Below are 20,778 nucleotides of genomic sequence, written 5' to 3' on the forward strand. Positions count from 1 at the left end.
TGGGGCCATGGGGACGTCGGATTGGACGCTCTTTCTGGGCCGATGGCACCCGGTGTTGGTGCATCTGCCCATCGGGCTGGTCCTGGGTCTGGTCTTTTTGGAGCTTGTGGCCGCGCTGCGTCCGCGCAAAGCCGTGGTGCGCGCCGCGGCGGGGCCGTTGTTGATCTTGCTGGTGCCTTCCGCCCTGGCGGCCGCGTTGTGTGGCTGGTTGCTGGCCGCCCCGGGCGGGTACGATGCGCATCTGCTGCGTTTGCATCGGGTGGGCGGGCTGGTGGTGGCGGCTCTGACGGTCTTGATGGCGGTGGCCCACGTTTTCCGGCGCTCGGGGTGGTACCGGTTTTTCCTGATCGCATGTGCCGTGGTGCTGGTCCCGGCCGCGCACTACGGCGGGGCGCTCACGCACGGTCGCGATTATCTGGCGCGGTATGCCCCTTCCTGGCTCAAACCTTTGCTGGGCGGGACGGCCGGTGTTGCGCCCGTGGCGGCAACGCCGCCGGTGTCGGATCCGGCGGAGTTCCAGGTGTACGCGCACGGCATCCAGCCGTTCTTCGATCATTACTGCGTCAGTTGTCACGGGCCCGAAAAGGCCAGGGGAGGTTTGCGCCTGGACCATCCCGACGGTTGGATGCGTGGAGGCGATTCGGGCCCGGCCATTGAACCGGGCCGGCCCGATGCCAGTCTCGTGCTGAAGCGGATGCGGCTGCCGGTGGATCACGACGATCACATGCCGCCCCCGGGCAAGCCGCAACCCGAACCGATGGACCTGGAGGTGCTCGCGTGGTGGATCGGGCGTGGCGCGCCCACCAATGGCACGTTGGCGGAGTTGGCGCCGCCGGCGGCGGTGGCGGAGCGGCTGCGAACTCTTTTCCGTCCCGGGGCTGCGGGTTCTTCCGTTCGGACCCCCGATTCCGCTCCCGCGGAAGCCGGTGCGGCCGGTGCGGATGCGGGGCCCGATCCGGAGACGATTCACGCGCGGCTGGGGTTGTCCGGTGTTTCGGTGACGGCGCTGGCGTCGGGGGAGCCGTGGTTGCAGGTCAGTGCCGTGGGCGCGGGTCGGAACTTCGACGATGAGGCGCTGGCGCGGTTGGTGGCCCTTTGCGGGGACCGGATCCGGTGGTTGGATTTGGGGGGCACGGCCGTGACCGACGCCGGTCTCCGGCATTTGCAAGCCGCGCCGCATTTGGAACGGCTCCGGCTGGATCGCACCCGGGTCACCGATGCCGGGCTGACCGAGCTGCAAAAGTTGGTCGGGCTGGAGTCGCTGAATCTGTACGGCACGGCGGTTACGGAGACCGGTGTGGCCGCAGTGTTAACCTTGCCGCGACTGCAGCGGCTTTATCTGTGGCGAACGCAGGTGGAGCCCGAGGCGGCGGTGCGGCTGCTTGCCCGGAGTTCAGCCGGGGCCGTGCAAACCGGGGGCGGCCCTTCGACCGGTCCACGGCCGTTACAGATTGAGACCGGCCCGCCGCCGGGCGCGGTCGAGCCCGTTCCCGGTGTTCCTGTGAACACGATTTGTCCCGTGTCCGACCGTTTGGCGGATCCGACCCGGACGCTGTGGCACGAGGACCGGTTGGTGGCGTTTTGTTGCGAGGACTGCCGCGAGGCGTTTCGGAAGGATCCGGCCCGTTTTTCGTCCCGGCTGGCTCAACTGGCCAATCCGCCGCCGGCGGCGCTGGGGCGGCGCCCGGACAATGAGCGTTGTCCGGTCTGCGACAAGCCGGCGATGTTGGAGGTTACGCTGGTGCACAGGGGTCGGGTTTTGGCGTTTTGTAGTGGAGCATGTCGTGAGCGGTTTGTGGCGTCGCCCGGTGATTTCGCGGCGGGGCGGGGGCCGGGGCGTTGAGGCCGGGGCGGCAAGGTTGGTGAGGGTGCGATTTGCGCTTGAGGGTGTGCGGGTTGTGCCGGTACACCGCCCTCCATGGGCTTGAGCACGGACGTCCGACCGATTGGTGCGGAGCTTTATTTTCTACCGGTGAGCACCCGTGTGCCCCTGAAGTTCGGGGCCGAGACTCTGACGTCGGTGGTTTGTGCGCGTGTGCGGGTTCGTGTGACGGATCGGCAGGGGCGGACGGGCGACGGCTGGGGTGAGACGCCTCTTAGTGTGCAATGGGTCTGGCCGGGTGCCCTTCCGTATCAGGAGCGGCTGGAGACTTTGCAGCAGTTCTGTCGGGAGCTGGTGCCACTTTGGGCGGCCATCCGGGTGGAGGGGCATCCGCTGGAGATAGGCCACGCGTTTTTGGAGACGGTCCTGCCCGGGTTTTGGCGTGGGTTCAATCAGCGACACCGGCGCGGTCGGGAGCCGATGCCCTGGTTGGCGGCCCTGGTGTGTGCTTCGGCTTTCGACCTGGCCACCTACGATGCCTTTGGTCAGCGGGTGGGTCTGCCCGTGTACGCCACCCTTCATCGTGGGTTTCTCAACCATGACCTGGCCCGGTACCTCCGGCCCGCGCCGGATGCACCCGTGGACTTTCGCGGTCTTTACCCCTCGGATTTTTTCCTGCCGGAGGCGCGGCGGCGCCTGGTGGCCTGGCATCTGGTGGGGGGTGCGGACCCTCTGGAGCGGGTGGACCTGACGGGGTCGGAACCCTCGGACGGGCATCCGGTGCTGTTGTCGGACTGGATTCGGCGGGACGGGCTGAAGTGTTTGAAGGTGAAATTGCGGGGCGACGACGCCGCATGGGATTACGAACGACTGGTCCGCGTGGGTCGGGTGGCCCTGGCGCAGGACGTGTACTGGTTATCGGCCGATTTCAACTGCACCGTGCGCGACCCGGCCTACGTGAACGATATCCTGGACCGTCTGCGGGATGAGTACCCGCGCATTTACGGGATGCTGCTGTATGTGGAGCAACCGTTCCCGTATGATCTGGAGGCTCATCCGTGGGACGTTCACTCCGTTTCGGCGCGCAAGCCGCTGTTTCTGGATGAGAGCGCGCACGATTGGAAGCTGGTGGGGCTGGGTCGGCGTCTGGGCTGGAACGGGGTGGCGCTCAAGACCTGCAAGACCCAGACGGGCGCCATTCTCAGCGCCTGTTGGGCCCGGGCGCACGGCATGGCCCTGATGGTGCAGGATCTGACCAATCCCATGCTGGCGCAAATTCCCCATTTGTTGTTGGCGGCGCATCTGCCGACGCTCATGGGGGTGGAGACCAACAGCATGCAGTTTTATCCGGATGCTTCAGTGCCGGAGGCCGAGGTCCACCCGGGTGCGTATCGCCGGCGGCACGGTTGTGTGGACCTTTCCACCGTGCAGGGGCCCGGCTTTGGTTACGGGGTGGAGCGGATCCGTCGGGTGTTGCCGGAGCCGGCGGCGGTGGACGGGTTTTGAGGGGCCGTTCAGCGACTACGGGCGCGGGTGCCGCTGCTGCTTTTTCGCCCCTGGGCGGCGCCTTCCAGCAAACTTCGGGCGTGTTGCAGGGCTTCCTCCGAGCAGCCGCCCAACATGCGTGCCAGCTCCTCCACGCGGCGGGCGGTGTCCAGGCGTTCCAGTTCGGAGAGGGTCCGCCCTTGGCGCACGACCTTTTGGACGCGCCAGTGGTGGTGGGCCGGCGCGGCCACGGGTGCCAGGTGGGTTACGCACAGCACCTGCCGGTGGGCGGCGATTTCGCGCATTTTTGCGCCCACGGCGTGCGCGGTTTCGCCACCGACGTTGGCGTCCACTTCGTCAAAGACCAGCACCGGGATTTGGTCCTGGGCCGCCAGAACGGTTTTCAAGGCCAGCATTACGCGCGCCAGCTCGCCCGAGGAGGCGATGGCGCGCAGGGGCCGCGCCGGCTCGCCGGGATTGGGCGCGAACAGGAACTCCACGCGGTCCCATCCCGTGACGGAGGGTGGTGGGGCGTTCTCGGGTCCGGGCAGCCGGGACTCGAGCTGGATGGTGAAGTGACTTTGGCGGAATCCCAGGTCGCGGAGATGCGCCTGCACGGCTTGTTCGAGTCGCGGGATGGTTTTGCGGCGGTGGGCGGTCAGTTCGGCGCCCAGCTCGCGCAAGCGGTGGTCCAGGGCGGCCAGTTCGGCCCTCAGCCGGTTGAGTTCGGTTTCGCGTCCTTCCAATGCGGCCAGTTGACGCGCCGCCTGCTCGCCGAAGGCCAGCACTTCGGCCAAGGTCCGGCCGTACTTGCGCTTGAGGCTGTGGAGCAGGTCCAGCCGCTGCTCCACCTCCTGCAGACGGTGGGGGTCGAGATCGAGCTGGTCGGCGTAGCGCGTCAGTTCACGGACCAGGCCCTGCCATTGTTCGACGGCGCGGGCGTGCCATTCCAGCCATTCGGCGGTGTCGGGGTCGAGTCGTTGGAGTTCCTGGAGGGTGCGTCCGACGATGCCGGCCTGGTTGAGCATCGAGTTTTCGCTCTCGGTGAGGAGGTCGAGGGCTGCGCGGGTCAGCTGCAGGAGGCGCGCGGCGTTGTTGAGCCTTTGGTAGGTGGCCTGGAGGGTTTCCTCCTCGTCGGGTTGGAGGCGGGCCTCGGCGATTTCCCGCACCTGATGGCGGAGCAGGTCGAGCTGCCGCGCGTAGGTGGCCTCGTCCATGATGAGGTCGGCCCTGGCTTTTTCGATTCGGGCGCGTTCGGCGCAGGTGGCGGCGAAGGTGCGGCGCAGTTCGTGCAATCCGCCGAAGGCGTCCAGCAGTTCCAACTGGCGGGCCGGATGCAACAGCGATTGATGATCGTGCGGCCCGTGGATGTCCACCAGGCGGTCGCCCAGCTCCTTGAGCACCGCCAGGGTGGCGGGTGAACCGTTGACGAATTGCCGGTTGGTTCCGGTGGCGGTGACGGTGCGTTTGAGGACCAGCCGACCTTCCTCGCAAGGTTCGAGTCCCCGCTCGATCAGCCACGGGTCCAGGGGCTCGGGCAGCCGGCTCACGTCAAACACCGCCTCCACGGTCGCGCTTTCGGCGCCGCTGCGGAGCAGGGTGCGGTCCGCGCGCTCGCCCAAAACCAGCTCCAGCGCGCCGATCAGGAGCGACTTGCCCGCGCCGGTTTCACCCGTGACGGCGTGGAATCCGGGGCCCAACTCCCAGGTCAGGTCCTCCACCAGGGCAAGGTTTTTGATGCGCAGAGTGAGCAACATGCTAAGTTGACGTCCCGACGGGGCCGGGGTTGCCGACCGGCCCGCAACCGGACCCGGTCTCATTCAAGGAGGGCCCGTCCGGTTGGCAAACGAAAAATGCAGCGATGACGTTTGAGTTGATCGTGCTGGGTTCCGGCACTTCCCAGGGTGTGCCGGTCATTGGAGCGGATTATCCGCCGGAGTTCCTTGCCAACCCCAGGAACCATCGGACCCGTTCGGCCATTTACGTGGCCACGCCCGAGGTCAAGCTGGTGGTGGACACGCCGCCCGAGTTCCGGCTCCAGATGCTCCGGGAGAACATCCGGTGGCTGGACGCCGTGTTGTTCACGCACGGTCACGCCGATCACATCATGGGATTGGACGATTGCCGGCGGTTTTGCGACCTGCGCGGGGGCCGCGCCCTGCCGGTGTATGCCGATGCGGCGACCATGGCCGATTTGCGCCGGGTTTATGCCTACGCATTTCACGACGGCCCGTGGCCCAAGGGGTATTTCATCCCTGAACCTCACGTGATTGAAGGTCCGTTCACTCTGGGCGACCTGCGGATCACGCCGCTTCCGCTGCCGCACGGGCGGTTTGTCACCACCGGGTACCTGTTCGAACAGGGCGGCCGCAAACGGCTGGCCTACCTGAACGATTGCAACGCCGTGCCCGCCGAGGTCATCGAACAGGTCCGCGGCGTTGAGGTGGTGATGCTGGACGCACTGCGATTTCGGCCCCATCCCACCCACATGTGTTTGGATGAGGCCCTGGCGGCCGCCCGGAGGATCGGTGCGGGACGGACCCTCCTGACCCATCTGACCCACGATTACGACCACGACCGCGTCAATGCCGACCTGCCGCCGGGTGTGGAGCTGGCCTACGATGGACTCCGCATTACGCTGGGGGCGGCTGCGGACAACCCGTTAACCCCGATGGCTTCGCATGAACCCGTCCGTTCCTGACGCTCTGCCCGCAAAAACCGGCCCTCTGCGCCGGGGAAGCCGCACGCGCGGTTGGCAGCGCCTGATCCCGGCCCTGATGGCCGGCTTCGGATTGGCCCGGCTTCATGCCGGTGAGGGTGACCAGGTCATTGTGATTTACAACAGCGCCGTGCCGGAAAGTCGGACCGTGGCCGTTCATTATGCCGAACGCCGGCAGGTGCCGCCTTCGCAGGTCCTGGGATTCAAACTTTCCACCGGAGCGGAAATGTCGCGCGCCGAGTACCGCGACCTGTTGCAGCAACCGCTGCTGGTCGCGTTGACCAACCGGGGCTTGTGGGAGGTCGGCGAAGTGCCCGCCCCCACCGGCAGCGCAGGTTCGACCCCGCGCCGCGGCGTGGTCCGGGCCCGGATCCGCTATGCGGTGGTTTGCTACGGCGTGCCGTGGCGGATCAAACCCGATCCGGGCCTGTACGAGCCCGAGGCCGAGTCGCTCCGGCCGGAGCTTCGCCGGAACGAAGCCGCTGTGGATTCCGAGCTGGCCTGTCTGCCGCTGGCCGTGGGGGGGTATCCATTGGTGGGGCCGTATGTGAACCCGCTCTATGGCGTAACCAATGCCGCACTGCTGCACCCCACCAACGGCGTGTTGCTGGTGAGCCGGCTTGACGGTCCCGCGCCGGACATCGCACGCGCCCTTGTGGACAAGGCCCTCGAGGCTGAACGGGACGGGTTGTGGGGCCGCGCGTATTTCGACTGCCGCGGCAACGTCGAACCCGGATTGCAGCCCGGCGAACAGATGCTGCGGCAGGCGGCCGAAATGGCCCGCCTGCTCGGCCTGCCGACCGTCCTGGACACCAACGAAGCGCTCTTTCCGGTTTCCTTTCCCCTCAGCCAGGTCGGGCTCTACATCGGCTGGTACGGCGAGAACATCGGCGGAGCGCTGGCCCGGGCGCGGGTCGAGTTCATGCCGGGCGCCTTCGCTTATCACCTCCACTCCTTCGCAGCCGCCGACCTGCGCAGCACCGACCGTTACTGGGTCGGTCCCCTGCTCCAGCGCGGGGTCACCATCACCATGGGACCGGTGTATGAACCCTACCTGGGCGGCACACCCGACATGACGATCTTCATTTCCCGATTCGTCCTTGAAGGATTCAGTTTTGGCGAGGCCGCCTGGGCGTGCCAACCGGTCCTGTCCTGGCAAACCACCGTGGTCGGCGATCCCCTCTACCGCCCTTATGGCCGCTCGCCCAGCGCACTGCATGCAGACCTGGAGTCCCGCGGGTCACCACTGGTCGCATGGTCGCACCTGCGCCTCGTCAATCTCAACCTGGCCCGGGGCACACCCGTGGCGGAAATGGTGACCTACCTTGAACAATGCCCGGTCACCCGCCAGAGCGCCGTACTCACCGAAAAACTTGGCGAGCTCTACGATCTGCAGGGCAAACCTCACTCCGCCGCCCTGATGTGGCAGCGCGCGTTGACCCTCGACCCCTCCCCGCAACAGCGGCTGCGGCTGTTGCTCCTCCTGGCCGATCGGTTCGAAAAACTGGAACAATGGAACGACGCCTACGAAACCTGGCGCACCCTGCTGCGCGACTATCCGGACCAGATCGAGAAACCCGTTGCCTATCGCCGACTGGCCGCGCTGGCCGAGCGATTGGAAAAGCCCGACGAAGCCCGGCAGTATCGACAGATGCTTGAGACCGCGCTGCCGCAGGGGACCAACCCACCCGCGGCGAAGGCACTCTGAATTTGTGCCGTGGGCGGTCCATCGCCGGGTCGCGGTACCGGGCCGGACCCTGCCCGAGATCTTGCCACGCCGCGGACTCCTGCGCTCGCCCGGTTGTGTCCTGTCCACAACCAGCCCGGTGGAAGGGGCAGCGAGAGACGCTCAGGAATCTGTGAATTTGTCCTGTTGGTGGGGCGCGACCAAGCGCCCCGGATGGCAACGCCAAAGCGGCAAGGGCAGATGCAACTCAGCCGGACCTGGCAGTGGACACGGGCAACCCCGGGGGAATCCCATTCATGGTCCGTCTGTGTGGAGCTCGAGCGGATGCCGATGGCCGAAGAGCCACACGGTTACAGGCCATGGAAATCCGGCTGGCCCGCCGGGCACGGGCGGGGCGGGCAACAAGAAGGGAGAACTCACCCCACCTGGCTCAAAGAATGTGGTCCCCGTGGGATCTTGCGACCCCACGGGGGCCAGCTCTCGGATCGGGGCTCGCCACGCCCTCGTCCCTGCCGGCATTGGGCGCCCGTTTGGCTGCCGGCTCCCCGACGCCGTGCCCCTCCTCGGAGGGGTTGTCCGGCCCCACGGCGACGGCCGGTTTGGAACCTTGCGGTTCGCTAACGATGGAGGGTGGACTTCTGAGCCTCCGGACTCATGGGCCGGCCTTGTGACAGACCGCACCGGAGACCCCGAACCGGCCCTGCACGACGGGCGTGCGGGTACCGGCTCCTACGGGACGGGCACAGTGATGATCACTTGCGTGCCTCACCCCCACGGGTCTCATCCACCCTCGCAAGGTTGCCTTTGGATCCGGGGCCGGCGATGGCAACCGGCACCACCGCCGCTTCACGTTCAGCCCGTGCAAGGGCTGATGTTGTGACCCCACGACGCAGACGCTGTTGGCGCTGTAACGGTGCGGTTTGGTTCCTTCCGGAACCTGCACGCGTGACCGCACCCGCGGCCGGTGTTCACGGTCTGGCGTCGGCTGGAACGCAGTAGCAACCTTGGACCTCGCGGGTCACTGCGATTCATCCGGGGCCGGAATCACCCGGACTACTTCACTCGGCTCGGGGCGCCTTCCGGTGCACCCCTGGCCGCCGACTCCAAGTTCGCACTACCGACAGGTGCGACCCTGCCGGAGGAGCCGGTGAATCCTGCCTCGGATGCACCCACGCGGACCTCGGCCCGTGCACGTGCATTCGAGGGGCCGCCTCCACCAGCCGGAGACGACCTTTCCCCGGTGACCCGGGATTATCCTCAAGGCGACCCTGACCCACCGCAGTGGGTCATGGATCACCTTTGTTCTTTCAATGAACCCACTGCTACAGTACGCCCGTTGGGCCGAACCGCCCACGGAAAGTTGTTCACCGGGTTATTCACCAGCCGCATGGGACCCGAAGATCAGAAAGCCGGCCAACCTGTTGCAGGCCAGTGGCGGATTCGGCCGAGGGCAAGTTATTCACCGAGCCCGTCTGTTCCGCGCCGGCCCGGTGTGGATAACTTCTTCTGACCCAAAGTGCGCCTCCCGCTCCGGCCAACGATCCACCAAACCTTTCGCGCACCCTCGAGCGGTGCCGCAGCGCAGCGGACGGTGCGTCGTATTCCATCGAAACGACCGTTCCGGCGGCCGGGAATCCCGCAGCCGTCGGGCGGCATGGGGCAAGACCTCCGAAAAGCTTCCGGGCCGGCCGGATGCACGGGTGTGTTGGCATCCAGGGATGCCAGCCGCCCCTTGCAGACCTTGCGGGCACCCTTGGAAGCAGGCTTGTGAGAAGGTGGTTTGGCACGGGCCGCCCCCGCTCTTGGGACTGCAGGCAAGGTCTTGCGGTTTCACGGGCGATCCGAGGGTGCGAGAGCGTTGAATTTCACTGTGGCTGCAGCTTTGAGAGAGGTTGGGGCCATGCGCGTAAAGGCGTTCGTCAGCGGGAATGGATCCCCGGGCGGACAGGGCGGGTGGCGCCCTCGACCTCGTTTTTCAAGGGTCCGCCTCGCTGGCACCGCCTTTCGAAATGTGAAGTTTGAAGACCCGACAGGGTTGCGGGCTCCGGCTCATGCGTGGGCTTCACGCAACAGCCGACCGCGCAGAGGTGGGAGCGTACCCGGTGGCATTTTTTCCAGACGAACCACGGTGTCGTAGAAACTGACGCTGCCCCCCACAGGGTCGAGCAGGCAGGTGTTTTTGAGGGTCGGATCGGTCCACATGGCCGCATTGGCGTGGATGCCCGTGGCCCGGCGCGGATCGCCCGGCACGCGGTGGCCGTCAATGACCACATCCGCGGCGCCCGTGGCCCAATGTCCCCAGCCCAGCGCGAAACTGATGACGCCCGGCCGGATGGTTTCGGTCAGTTGAACCCGGCCGATCATGGGTTTGCGGAGGCCGGGGGCGACCGGCCACACCCCGTCAGGGTTGGTGGCGCTCACCACCTTGACGGCATCGCCGTCCCGGAGACCGAGCCGGTGGGCATCTCGTGGGTTGATGAGCACGGTGTTCTCCGGCATGAGGGGGTGAAGCCAGTAATTGCTGATGGTCCGGCTCTTGGTGGCGTTGATGACGCGATGGGTGATGAGCTGGAGGTCGTAACCCTGGCGCAAGCCATCGAGGGGCCGGCCCTGGTAGTCGGCCAGCGGTACATAGGCAGCATGGGCGATGTAGGGTTGGCCCGTGGCGCTGTGTCGGTACTTGGCGGTTTTCTCCTGGTAGAGACAGAGGAGCTTGCCGTAGGGATTGGGCAGACGCGGTGCGGCTTTTTTCATGGCAGCTGCGTCCTGGAACCTGCCGCCACGGTTGAGGACGTGCACCACCTTGGCCCACCAACGTTCCCCTGCGGCTGCGCGCCACCGGTCCGGATCAAACACGCAGCGGGGCAGGTGACGACGGGCGGTCAGGAAGAGCTCCAGCTCGCGTGCGTCCGCGTCCGGGACGGCTTCCGAGCCGTCCGGCCGCGTCCCGGCGGCAAGGTTGGCGACTGCCTTGAGGTAAAAATGGTCGTAGTGAGTCAGGGGCTCTCCGGGGCCCAGTGCGTCCGGGCCGAAGGCCGGCAGTGCGAGCTTTTCCGCCAGGGCCATGAGCAGGGATTCGAGGCAGATGGGCATTTCCTGGCCGTAAACCCGGCAGGTTTCGGGCACCGGGCTCATCACGGGCTGTCGCACGGGCTGCACGCTCAGGTTGATGTTCGGATGCGACCCGTGAAACTCCCACCGTTCCAGGTAGCTGAGGTCCGGAAAGATGTAGTCGGCATACATGGAGGTGGTGCCGATGAGGATGTCGCTGGCGATGAACAGTGGCAGCTTGTTGACGTCCTGCAGGATCTCGATGTTGGTGTGACCGGCCGGCAGGGCGTAGGTGGGTGCTCCCATGTACATCAGCAGCACCTTGACCGGATAGGGATAGGCATCACCGATGCTTGGAATGATTTCCTGGTAGATGTCGCTGGACAGGGGGTACCAGTTGCGACGGGCCGGATAACCCTCGAACAGGGTGGTTTCTTCGTAAGCGACCTCGTGGCGGATGATGCTGATGCCGAAGGTGGGGATGGCTCCGGGGGTGTAAGTCAGATTGTACGGACCACCCTGGCTACCGTTATACGGATAGGTCTTGGGAGCGGACATGCCGCCCTGCCAGTCGAAGTTGCCGAGCAGGGCGTTGACCGTGTACCAGGCCAGTACGTTGTAGAAGCCGTTGGTGTGCTGCGACACCCCCCGGTGAAGATCCACCGCGGCACGCTTGCCATGTCGCGCCAGCTCGGCGACCACTGCCTCCACATCGTGAGGGGCCAGCTCACAAATCGCGCACCACTCTTCAAAAGAGTGCCTGAAGGCTTCCTCCCGTATGATCTGGAGGGCCGATTTGACCCGGGTCCCGTCCGGAAGGGCGGCGTCCACGAACAGGTCGCCCACTACGGGTTGGGAGACATCGTTCGGGTCAAACGGCACAAAACGGTCACCCTGACGCACAAGGAAGAACTTCTCCTCGTATTCCGTGGGGCCTTTGCCGGTTTGGACGGTGCGTTTTTCGGGCCGGGCCAGTCCGTGGTCGGCCGCGCGTGCGAAGGCCCCGGGCCGCCCGTCGTGGATTTCGACCAGCCAGGTGGCGTTGGTCCACGTGGTTTCGCCGGCGGCGGTGGCGGCGGCTTTGTTGGCGGCGGACAGGAAGCGGGCGTCGTAGGCCCCGTGTTCGAAGAGCCAGCGCAGGAAAGCCATGGCCAGGGCCCCATCCGTCCCGGGTTTGATCGGCAACCATTTCCACGCCTTGCTGGCCAGCTTGGAAAAACGCGGGTCCACCACGGCGATGCGGGTCCGGCCCTGGACGATGTTCTCGGTGAGCCGCACGGTCTGGTTGGGCGGGCCGTAATTTCCCTCGAACACATTGGCCCCCACGTAAAGGATGAACTCGGCGTTCTCGGTGTCGGCCTGCCAATAGAATTTCTGGCCGCCGTCAAATCCCCCGTTACGGTACTGCTCGCTCATGGCTTTGCAGGCGAAATAGAGCGAGCCCTGGCAGACGGTGGTATGGCCGTGGAGGTTGAGGGTGCCGAAAGCCGAGCCGAATCGCCTGATGAAATCGGCGCGACCGCCCTTGAGCCGTCCCCAGGCGATGACAAACTGATTGTTGCGCGGTCCCAGATCGGGGTGGTCGGGATCGATCAACGCGTTCAAATGAGCGGCGTATTTTTGTTTGAAGCGGGCCATCAGCTCGGCCTTGTTCCGCGGATCCTTTTCCTTCCAGAGCGCCGCGATGTCGGAGGCCATGGCCGCGGCCACCTTCGGATCGCGCAGGGCCAGGAGCGAACGCAGCCCCTCGACCTCGCGGTTTTCCTCGCCGGGGACGTGCGCAAAGAGTTTGCCGCCCTCGACGATCTCGCGGATGGCCTGATCAAAGTCAATGGTGATCCACCGGTTTTCACCCCGTTTGCCGGCTCGTTTGAGGACCTTGCGGATGCGATACGGATCGTAAGCGGTTTGCAGTCCGGCCTGGCCTTTGGGACAGATGCTGCCGTCCACATAGACCGCGTCGAAGGGCGAGGCCGACCCGGGCAGATGCGGGAACAGGGTCCAGGGGTTGTACGGATTGCCGTCAATCTTGGTGACCACACCGTTTTGGATCTTCACCTTGATTCCGCACCCCGTGTTGCAGTTCAGGCAGACCGAGTAGAGACAGTTTTCCGGTCTGGCCAGCTCATACGGGGCATCCGGTCGGCTGCTGATGAGAATCCGCCCCTCGGCGGCGTTCGCGTTCATGGCCCGGGTCAGGAGAGATCCGCCCAGCAGGGCGCCCGACCGTTCCAGAAACGTGCGGCGTGACAGACCTTCCGAACCGTGGACAGGATGACGTTTCATGGCTGGTGCTCACGTGGAAGAGGGTTGAACCGATGGCTCCTTCGGCAGCAGGGGCAGGAAGCGGTAACCCAGATAAAACAGGGCACAACCCATGGCGACGACAAAGAACACCACCTGCCACTCGAAGAAGCTGGGGACATACCAGAAAACCAGCCGGCGGTCGGTGAAGGCGTCTTGGAGGCCCTGCAGGTGAGGATCCAGCAGGCCCGGAATCACGATGTTCAGACGCACCGCCATGAAGGTCAGGGCCACCAGAAAACCCGCCCACCCCACGGCGCGCGGTCGGTCGCCGCGGAAGGTCAACAAGAGGCCGGGGATCACGCAGCCCAGGACCACGTGCACGATCCAGAAGACCCACCAGAACGGGCCAAACAAAACGCGCATGAGCAGTTCATACTCATGACCGACCCCGTACCACATGGGCACGGAGAACTCCGCCCACTCGATCACAATGCCGAGCACCAAAAGGCCGAGCACTGCCCGCCCGATGTACCGGGTCATCTGGCGGTACTCCTCGTCCCGGTGGGGATAGAAGGCGGCGACCACGAACGCCATGAGGGCTCCGCCGGAAATCAGGGCACCGGTGAGGAACAGGATGGGCATCAGGGGCGTATGCCAGAAGGGGCGGGCCGACAGGGTGCCGAACAGGGCACCGACGCCGCCGCTGAACGCCACGGCCAGGGGCACGCCCACGATGGCCAACACTTTCAGCCAGTGGCGACACCGGGCCTCCTCCTCGGCCGAGAGCGGTCCCTTCTGGAAGGCCAGCCATCGTCCCACGCGGCCCCGGAACCCGGGTTCGCTCTGCCAGCGGCAAAAGTCGGCCCGCATGGCCAGCCACAATTGCACCAGCAGGACCAGCGCGTAAAACGAGTACAGCCACGCCATGTAGGCCATCATGGAGCCGAAATTCGGACTGGTGAAGATGCGCCAGGCCCGAAACATCTGCCCCAGATCGAACCAGACGAACGTCAGTCCCATTCCCAGGGTCACGATGGCCGTGAACAATGCCAGGCGCCCGACTTTTTCCAGTCGCCTGACCCCGAACACGTAGATCATGGAGGAAAACAGATACGACCCCGCCGAAAGGCCGACGAAGTAAATGTAGGCCGCGACCCACAGACCCCAAACGATGTAACTGCCGTAGTTGGCATGAATATGGCCGTCCAACAGGCGGGTCAGCAAACCGTGCACACCCAAGCCTGCCGCGATCAACCAGAGCAGCCAGAGGAGAATGCGTGTGACAGGTTTCATGGTCGGACCGTTCAGATGAGGTAGACGACGTTGGGTTTGGCACCTTTTTCCTCGAGCAGTCGGATGGCGTTCGGCCGAGCGGCCAACTCACTCACCAGACTTTCGGGGTCATTGGCATCGCCGAAGTAGGTGGCACGCCCGATGCACGAGGTTACACACTCCGGCAGCATGCCCACTTCGAGCCGGTGCAGGCAGAACTGACATTTGCGTGCGTTGCCGACCGGCGACTTGTGGCCCTCCCGTTTCCAGGCTTTGCCGTACTCGAAACTGGGTTGCTGCTCGTAGGGTTGCAGCGCCGGCGTGTTTTTTGTGTAGAACTCCCCGAGGTCGCGGGTGCGGGCGTTGTAAGGACAGGCCGTGATGCAATAGCCGCACCCGATGCACTTGTCATAGTCCATCGCAACGATGCCATCAGGTCGTTTCCAGGTGGCCTTGACCGGGCAGACGGGCGTGCAAGGGGGTTCGTTGCACTGCATGCAGGGCCGGGGCGTGAATCGGATGGCCACATGGGGGAACCTTCCCATCTCCTCCGTGACCACCGGCCGGTACACCACGCCCGGGGGAAGTTTGTTTTCGGCGATGCATGCGATGGTGCAGGCGTGACATCCGACGCATTTGCGGGTGTCGATCACCATCATCCAGTGGCGTTGCTCCACCGGCTTGCTCATGGCCCGGGCCAGCTCCCGCTGCATGCGCAGCAGGGGATCACTGTTCCTGTCCACCGGGATGGTGGACAGTTCCGGCAGTTGGCGCACGGACTCTGCACCCCGGGGTTCGTTGCTGACGCGGGTCCGCTTGGCCGAGACCAGCGCGGCGGCACCCGCGGCGGCCGAGGCGGTCAGGATCGCCGCCGCCTTCAGGAAGGTCGCCCGGTCCACGGGCTCCTCACCCGTGGCAGCCGTGGGAGGGGGAGAAGTTGGGGTCTTCATGGAACGTCAGAATCGCAGATTCAGGTCCGCTTGAAAGAGTTGGTACTGGTCCAGCCAGGCCGTGCGCGAGGCATCGCGCAAGTCGCCGGTGAACCCGGTGGGAAGGGCCTTCTCCTTCCGTTCTGCGCGGGCATAGGTCAGCGACAGGCTCAGGAAATCGGTCAATGCATAGCTGCCCTGCAACGCCACGCCGCGCAGGTTCAGGCGGGAGTCAAACAGGTCGGAATCCACAAGGTTTGGATCCAGGGCGAACAGGCCGGATTCCATGTAAAGGGCCCGAAGGCTCCAACCGCCCTTTTTTCGGGCGGAGCCCAATTCCACACCCGCAAGCCACGCGTAAATCTCATCGTCGTGGGCCGGTTGGCCGGCGGCGCGGGCGCGTTCGGAACCGCTGAGGTTGACGGCAAAATCGCCGAACAGGCGTACGGGAACCACCCACCCCGACCAGGCCACCTCCACCGGGGTCTCCAGGATGCAAAGGTCATTGATGCCGGTGCTGCCCGCGGCGGTCAGCCCCGTGAAGTCGGTGCGGAAGGAATCGCCCGCACCGGTGTAGAACGTCAGCAGGGGCGCCACGGTCAGTTTCCAATGTTTGTGGGGTGTCCAACGGATCCCGAGCTGTTGTCCGAACAGGTAGGCATCCGCCCACGAGGGACCGTTGCCGAAGGGATTGTCCGGGTTGGCGTCGTCGTACAGGAACTGGCCGAAGGTGGCGAACCATTCCACCGAGCCGGTGCGATAACGGAACGACTGGCTGAGGCCTTCGGGTGCCAGGTCATGGTCCCACGCCAGCACGGTGGTCACAAAAGGATTTTCCTGCCGGCCGGCGGTGAAGGTGGCCCACTCGCAGGGTGTCCACTGCATGAACAAGAGGCCGAGGTAGAGCCGGTCCGAGTCCTTGCCCCAGGGGCCGCTGTCGTCCCCGAAGGTGACGTTGCTGCTGCGGCCGCCCGGGCCCGTCTCGATCCGGATCCCTGCACGCCACGACTCGGTCAGATCCAGATTCGCCCCCGCCCGGAGACGGTAACGCCAGCGGTTGCGGTCCATGTGGTCCCCACCGGGTGAGCTGTCATCCTGGCCACTGCGGTGTTCGAAGCGCAGCCGCAGGTCGCCGTAGAGATCGAGATTCTCGACCCAGCTGCGCAGCCCGATGCGGTTGGTTTCAGTTCGGGCCGGTTCGGCAGCGGCCAGTCGCCGGGCCAGTTCCTGGCGCGTTTGATCGGCTTCCCGAGCGGTGATCAGGCCTTTTTGTTCGAGAAGGTTCAGAAGTACCTCGGCCTCGGACACGCCCGTTGAAGAGGGTGAGCGTGTCTCGGCGCCCTGCGGAACCTCCGGCTTCATCGCCAAGAGGGCGCAAACAGCAACCGCAACCCAGCCCTGACCGAATCGTGGTGTGCCTGGATGTTTCATACTTTGGACCGTTTGGGTTTGAGACGTGTGTCTGTGACTGGAATGACGTTCAGGGAAACTCCGGGGGAAACCGCACGGAGCCGGGGAGATGCACTCTGGACCTGTTTTTCAAGAAGGTCGGAAAGGTGCACATCCCCCAAAAGGGCCAGGATCTCGGTTCGTGCCCTGGCCCAGTGCTCGTGTGAGGGACAAAGCCGAATGCACTCGTCGGGGTTCAGTCCCAGCAAACACGAGGGCAACCAATCGCGACCTTCGACGGCCTGGACGATTTCCAACAGGGTGATCTGGTCGGGCGAGCGGGTCAGGACGAAACCGCCTCCCCGCCCGCGACGGGAACTTAGCAACCCGGCCCGGGTCAGTTTCCGAACCACCTTTGCCGTGTAGAACCGCGGCAGGCCTGCGCAACGGGCGATGTCTTCCACCTGACGCACCTCACAGCTCGGCCGGGCCACGCACAGCATGGCATGAATCGCGTATCGGGTTCTTTCTGTTTCGCCCATCATCGGTCTGTCCGGCAACTTCGACCCGGACACGTCACGGTTTCGTAACGTCACCGCAAAAAAGACACGGTTGTCCGCATTTTGCCAAAGCCTTTTTTGGCTGTTGCTTTACCAATCTTGCCCCGGAGCCGATGGATCCCGCTTGCCGGGCCGTCCGGAGGGGCCCATGGGGCGGCGGCAAGGGGTCAGGCCGCCTGCCGATCCGGGCGGTGCGAACGGTTCGCAGGGCAGGGCCGCAGGTGGCTCCGTGCAGGGGGTTGATCCGCCGGCTGGACAACCCTGTTTGGGCCTGCACACACTTTGGGTGCGAGCCGTGGGCGGGGCCGGCTGTGCGAATCCTTGGGGCGGGCGTTTGGACACCGGGGCTTGCCGACCGGCAATATGTGATTGGCGATGAACCCCGAATACATCGCGCTGGTATTGATCCTGGGCGGGGCGCTGTACCTGTTTTGGACGCAGAAGGTGCGAATGGACGTTACGGCCCTGGGGGTCATGCTGGCGCTGATTGTGCCCTGGCCGCGGCCGGACGGTCATTGGCGCGGCTTGTTGACGCCGGCCGAGGGATTTTCCGGGTTCGGTAGTGTGGCGGTGGTGATGGTTGCCGCCATGTTTGTGTTTGGAGCGGCGCTGGCCCGGACCGGGGCCACCGAGTTATGGGGGTTGCGGGTTCTGCGGGTGTGCGCCCGGACGGAGCTGGGTTTGCAGGCGGGCGTGCTGGCTTCCACCACGTTGGTCTCCATGTTCGTCAACGACACCACCGTGGTGATCCTGTTTCTGCCGTTGATTATGACCCTGTGTCGCGAGCGCGGCTGGTCGCCGTCGCGGTTCCTGATGATTGCCGCCTACGGTTCGCTGTTGGGAGGGCAATGGACGCTCATTGGCACGCGCAGCAACATCATCATCAGCGACATCTTGCGGCAACAAACCGGCGCGGGGTTTGGATTTTTCGATCTGACCCCGGTGGCGGCGGCGGTATTTGTGGTATGTGGGGCGGCGTTGTTGCTGGTGGGCCGGCGTTTTTTGCCGGCGGAGGAAAGGGGCGAGAGCCTTGAGGACCGGCTGGCCCGGCATTATCTGACCGAGGTGATGGTGACGCCCCGATCGGGTCTGCTGGGGCGTCCGATCCGGGAGGTGGTGGCCGCCCTGGGCCCGGAGGTTGCGTGGATGGGGCTGGTGCGGGGTCAGGAGCGGTTGCCACCGGCGGATTGGTTGCATTTGCAGGCCGGGGACGTGTTGATCCTGCAGGGGCCGGTGCCGGTCATTGGGGGGTTGTTAAAGTCGCGGGACTTTCAGCTTCAGGAGGAACTGGCGCTCAATGACCGGACGTTGCGGAGTGTGGACCTCGTGACGGTGGAGGCGATTCTGGCGCCCCGGTCCAACTACGTCGGCCGGACCTTGGAAGAGGTCCGGTTCACGCAGGACTATGGGTTTACCGTCCTGGGCATTGCCCGGCGGGGTCGGAGCCTGGAGGAGCGTCCGGCCCAGACGCCGCTTCAGGAGGGGGACTCACTGCTGCTCCTGGGACACGTAACGGCCCTGCCGCGGCTGGCGGCCAACCCGGATTTGATTGTGCTGGCGCAACAGGAATTCGTGCCGTTCAACCGGTCTCGGGCCGTGCTGACGCTGGGACTGCTGCTCGGCGTGGTGGTGACCGCCGCCACCGGATGGTTGAGTCCGGCGGTGTCCATTCCATGTGCGGCCCTGATCGTGGTGTTGACCGATTGCGTGAAGGTGCGGGACCTCTACCAGGTGGTGGACTGGCAGGCCGTGGTCACGGCGGCCGGGCTCATCCCCTTCGGTTTGGCGGTGGAGAAGACCGGGGCGGCGCGTGACCTGGCGGAGCTGGCGGTGCAATGGTTGCAGGGATGGGGGCCGATGGCGTTGCTGGGGGGGTTGTGTTTGTTGGCGCTGGTCCTGACCCATTTTGTGGACAATTCCGCCGTGGGCATCATTTTGGCGCCGGTGGCCTACAACGTGGCGGTGATTCTGGGGGTGGACCCCAAACCGTTCATGGTGGGAATGGCCGTCTGCATTTCGGCGTCCTTTTGCACACCGTTTGCGCATGAGAGCACCATTCTGGTCATGGGCCCGGGCCGGTATCGGTTCCGGCATTACCTGCAGGTGGGCGGGCTGCTGGCGGTGTTGACCTGGCTTCTGACCACCTGGTTAACCCCGCAGGTCTGGCCCTTTTGAGGGAGCGTGAGGCTGTGGCCGCGGTTGACCGGGCAGGGGGCTTGGCAACCGGGGACCGGCCTGTGAATGTGTGCCCGGAGCGGTCGTCCCAACCGGGCACGGCAGAGGGCAGGTTTCGGCAGGGCCTTGCGGGGCGCCGGGCGGTTTACTGTTTGTCGCGGGTGCGGTTCTTTGCCTCGGCTTCGTAGCGATCCAACACTTCGCGGAGCATCTTGCGCAGCTCCTCGTCGTCGGCGGCTGCGATGGCCTTTTTCTGGTACTCGATGGCTTCGTGGACCTTGCCGGTGTCGAACAGCGCCCGGGCATAGGTATCGAGGACGGAGGCGTTGGTGCCGCCGGAGCTGTCGAGGGCGGCCCTGGCCAGGTGCAGGGCCAGGTCGAGGTCGCGGTGTTGGATGCGTTCGTCGGTGAGGAGTGTCCAGGCCCATTCGTTGAGGTCCTCGGGGGCGGCGCCCTTGAGTTCGCGCAATTGGCGGGCCAGTGCGGACATTTCGTTGGTGGAGGTCATGCCGGCGGCTGCCCGGGCGTAGCGGGTGAACAGTTGGGCATGGGCCATGCGCTGTTTGTATGTCGCCAGGTCAAAATCTTTCGGTGCCAGGTCGGTGAGTTCCTTTTCCAGCCTGGCCAGGGTCTCCGGGGCGGCTTCGCGTGCCAGGGCCTGCTGGTACTGGCTCAGGGTGATGCGGAACTGGATCAACTTGCGAATTTCCTCGGCGTTGAATTTGCGGTTGGGCAGGAGGGGCCCCACCTCGGCGTCGAGCGCCTCCAGTTCCTTGCCCAGGGCGGTGGCCTTGTCCTGGTCGCCGGCGATCACGGCCTGGGCGAACTCGTCCAGTTTGCTTTCGGCCTCGGCCCGTTTGCGCGTTTTTTCCAGGTCGAACTTGCCCGACTGCAACTCCTCCAGCACGGTTTCCAATCGGTCCATGGGATGGCCGTGCCAGACGATGCGCCCCTGTTTGTCCACGACGAAGGCGTGCGGGATTCCGTTGATGCCGAAGGCGCCCATGTAGGCTTCGCCGGTCTTGTTGTCCTTGTCCACGGCCACCCGATATTCCATCCGGTCTCCCATCCGGTTGACGAAGGGCCGGACCGTGGCCGCGTCCTCGTCGCTGATCCCCACGAACACGACGTCCTTGAATTTCTTCTGGAGCTCGGTCAGGTGGGGGATGCTGACGCGGCAGGGGCCGCACCACGTGGCCCAGAACTCGACCACGGCCACCTGTTTGCCTTTCAGGTCGGCCAGTTTGACCGGGTCGCCCTTGATCCACTCGGCGATCTGGAGTTCCGGGGCGGGATCGCCCAGTTTGCCTTCCGCTGCGCAGAGGGTGAGGAGAGAAGACGACAAGACCGCACCTGCGGCCACCAGGATAGAGGCTTTCATCGGAAATGTGTTGATTCGATTGTTTTCAGCAGCGCCGGACGGTACCCCCGGATCGGCGCCA

Annotated in this window: 12 protein-coding genes; 5 read left to right on the top strand and 7 right to left on the bottom strand. The window is 65.2% G+C overall.

What is annotated here, in order from left to right:
* The first annotated feature begins 7 nt into the window (after positions 1–7).
* Positions 8–1,843 carry a c-type cytochrome domain-containing protein gene (locus tag G4L39_RS10180; protein WP_165107973.1) on the top strand — a complete coding sequence of 612 codons (1,836 nt, stop codon included), beginning with the start codon at positions 8–10 and terminating at the stop codon, positions 1,841–1,843.
* A gap of 75 nt (positions 1,844–1,918) precedes the next feature.
* Positions 1,919–3,328, top strand: coding sequence for a mandelate racemase/muconate lactonizing enzyme family protein (locus G4L39_RS10185; protein ID WP_165107975.1), 1,410 nt, complete (start codon positions 1,919–1,921; stop codon positions 3,326–3,328).
* A gap of 8 nt (positions 3,329–3,336) precedes the next feature.
* On the opposite strand, the gene recN is transcribed toward G4L39_RS10185, so the two are convergent.
* On the bottom strand, positions 3,337–5,064 hold the full coding sequence (gene recN / locus G4L39_RS10190; RefSeq protein ID WP_165107977.1) for a DNA repair protein RecN: 1,728 nt from the start codon (positions 5,062–5,064) through the stop codon (positions 3,337–3,339).
* 104 nt (positions 5,065–5,168) lie between these two features.
* On the opposite strand from recN, the gene G4L39_RS10195 reads away from it, so the two are divergent.
* Positions 5,169–6,008 (top strand): MBL fold metallo-hydrolase, encoded by an 840-nt coding sequence (locus G4L39_RS10195; RefSeq protein ID WP_165107979.1) that lies wholly within the window; start codon positions 5,169–5,171, stop codon positions 6,006–6,008.
* Positions 5,989–7,734 carry a TIGR03790 family protein gene (locus G4L39_RS10200; RefSeq protein WP_165107981.1) on the top strand — a complete coding sequence of 582 codons (1,746 nt, stop codon included), beginning with the start codon at positions 5,989–5,991 and terminating at the stop codon, positions 7,732–7,734. Before G4L39_RS10195 ends, G4L39_RS10200 begins: the two co-directional genes overlap by 20 nt.
* Positions 7,735–9,762: 2,028 nt before the next feature.
* Here the strand turns inward: G4L39_RS10200 and G4L39_RS10205 are convergent.
* From G4L39_RS10205 to G4L39_RS10225, 5 genes are all read right to left on the bottom strand, one after another.
* Complete coding sequence (locus G4L39_RS10205; RefSeq protein WP_165107982.1) at positions 9,763–13,050, bottom strand: molybdopterin-dependent oxidoreductase; 3,288 nt, start codon at positions 13,048–13,050, stop codon at positions 9,763–9,765.
* A gap of 9 nt (positions 13,051–13,059) precedes the next feature.
* A complete protein-coding gene (nrfD, locus tag G4L39_RS10210) occupies positions 13,060–14,304 on the bottom strand; it encodes an NrfD/PsrC family molybdoenzyme membrane anchor subunit (RefSeq protein WP_165107983.1) in 1,245 nt (414 codons plus the stop codon).
* A gap of 11 nt (positions 14,305–14,315) precedes the next feature.
* Positions 14,316–15,233, bottom strand: coding sequence for a 4Fe-4S dicluster domain-containing protein (locus G4L39_RS10215; RefSeq protein WP_165107985.1), 918 nt, complete (start codon positions 15,231–15,233; stop codon positions 14,316–14,318).
* A 6-nt stretch (positions 15,234–15,239) separates the two neighbouring features.
* Positions 15,240–16,574 (bottom strand): putative porin, encoded by a 1,335-nt coding sequence (locus G4L39_RS10220; RefSeq protein ID WP_165107986.1) that lies wholly within the window; start codon positions 16,572–16,574, stop codon positions 15,240–15,242.
* 65 nt (positions 16,575–16,639) lie between these two features.
* Positions 16,640–17,143, bottom strand: coding sequence for an RrF2 family transcriptional regulator (locus G4L39_RS10225; protein WP_165107988.1), 504 nt, complete (start codon positions 17,141–17,143; stop codon positions 16,640–16,642).
* Between the two features lie 393 nt (positions 17,144–17,536).
* On the opposite strand from G4L39_RS10225, the gene G4L39_RS10230 reads away from it, so the two are divergent.
* Positions 17,537–19,336 carry an SLC13 family permease gene (locus G4L39_RS10230; RefSeq protein WP_165107989.1) on the top strand — a complete coding sequence of 600 codons (1,800 nt, stop codon included), beginning with the start codon at positions 17,537–17,539 and terminating at the stop codon, positions 19,334–19,336.
* Positions 19,337–19,481: 145 nt separating this feature from the next.
* On the opposite strand, the gene G4L39_RS10235 is transcribed toward G4L39_RS10230, so the two are convergent.
* Positions 19,482–20,717 carry a TlpA family protein disulfide reductase gene (locus G4L39_RS10235; protein ID WP_165107991.1) on the bottom strand — a complete coding sequence of 412 codons (1,236 nt, stop codon included), beginning with the start codon at positions 20,715–20,717 and terminating at the stop codon, positions 19,482–19,484.
* Between the last annotated feature and the right edge of the window lie 61 nt (positions 20,718–20,778).

Origin of the sequence: Limisphaera ngatamarikiensis (genome assembly GCF_011044775.1) — a bacterium.
Classification (GTDB): domain Bacteria; phylum Verrucomicrobiota; class Verrucomicrobiia; order Limisphaerales; family Limisphaeraceae; genus Limisphaera; species Limisphaera ngatamarikiensis.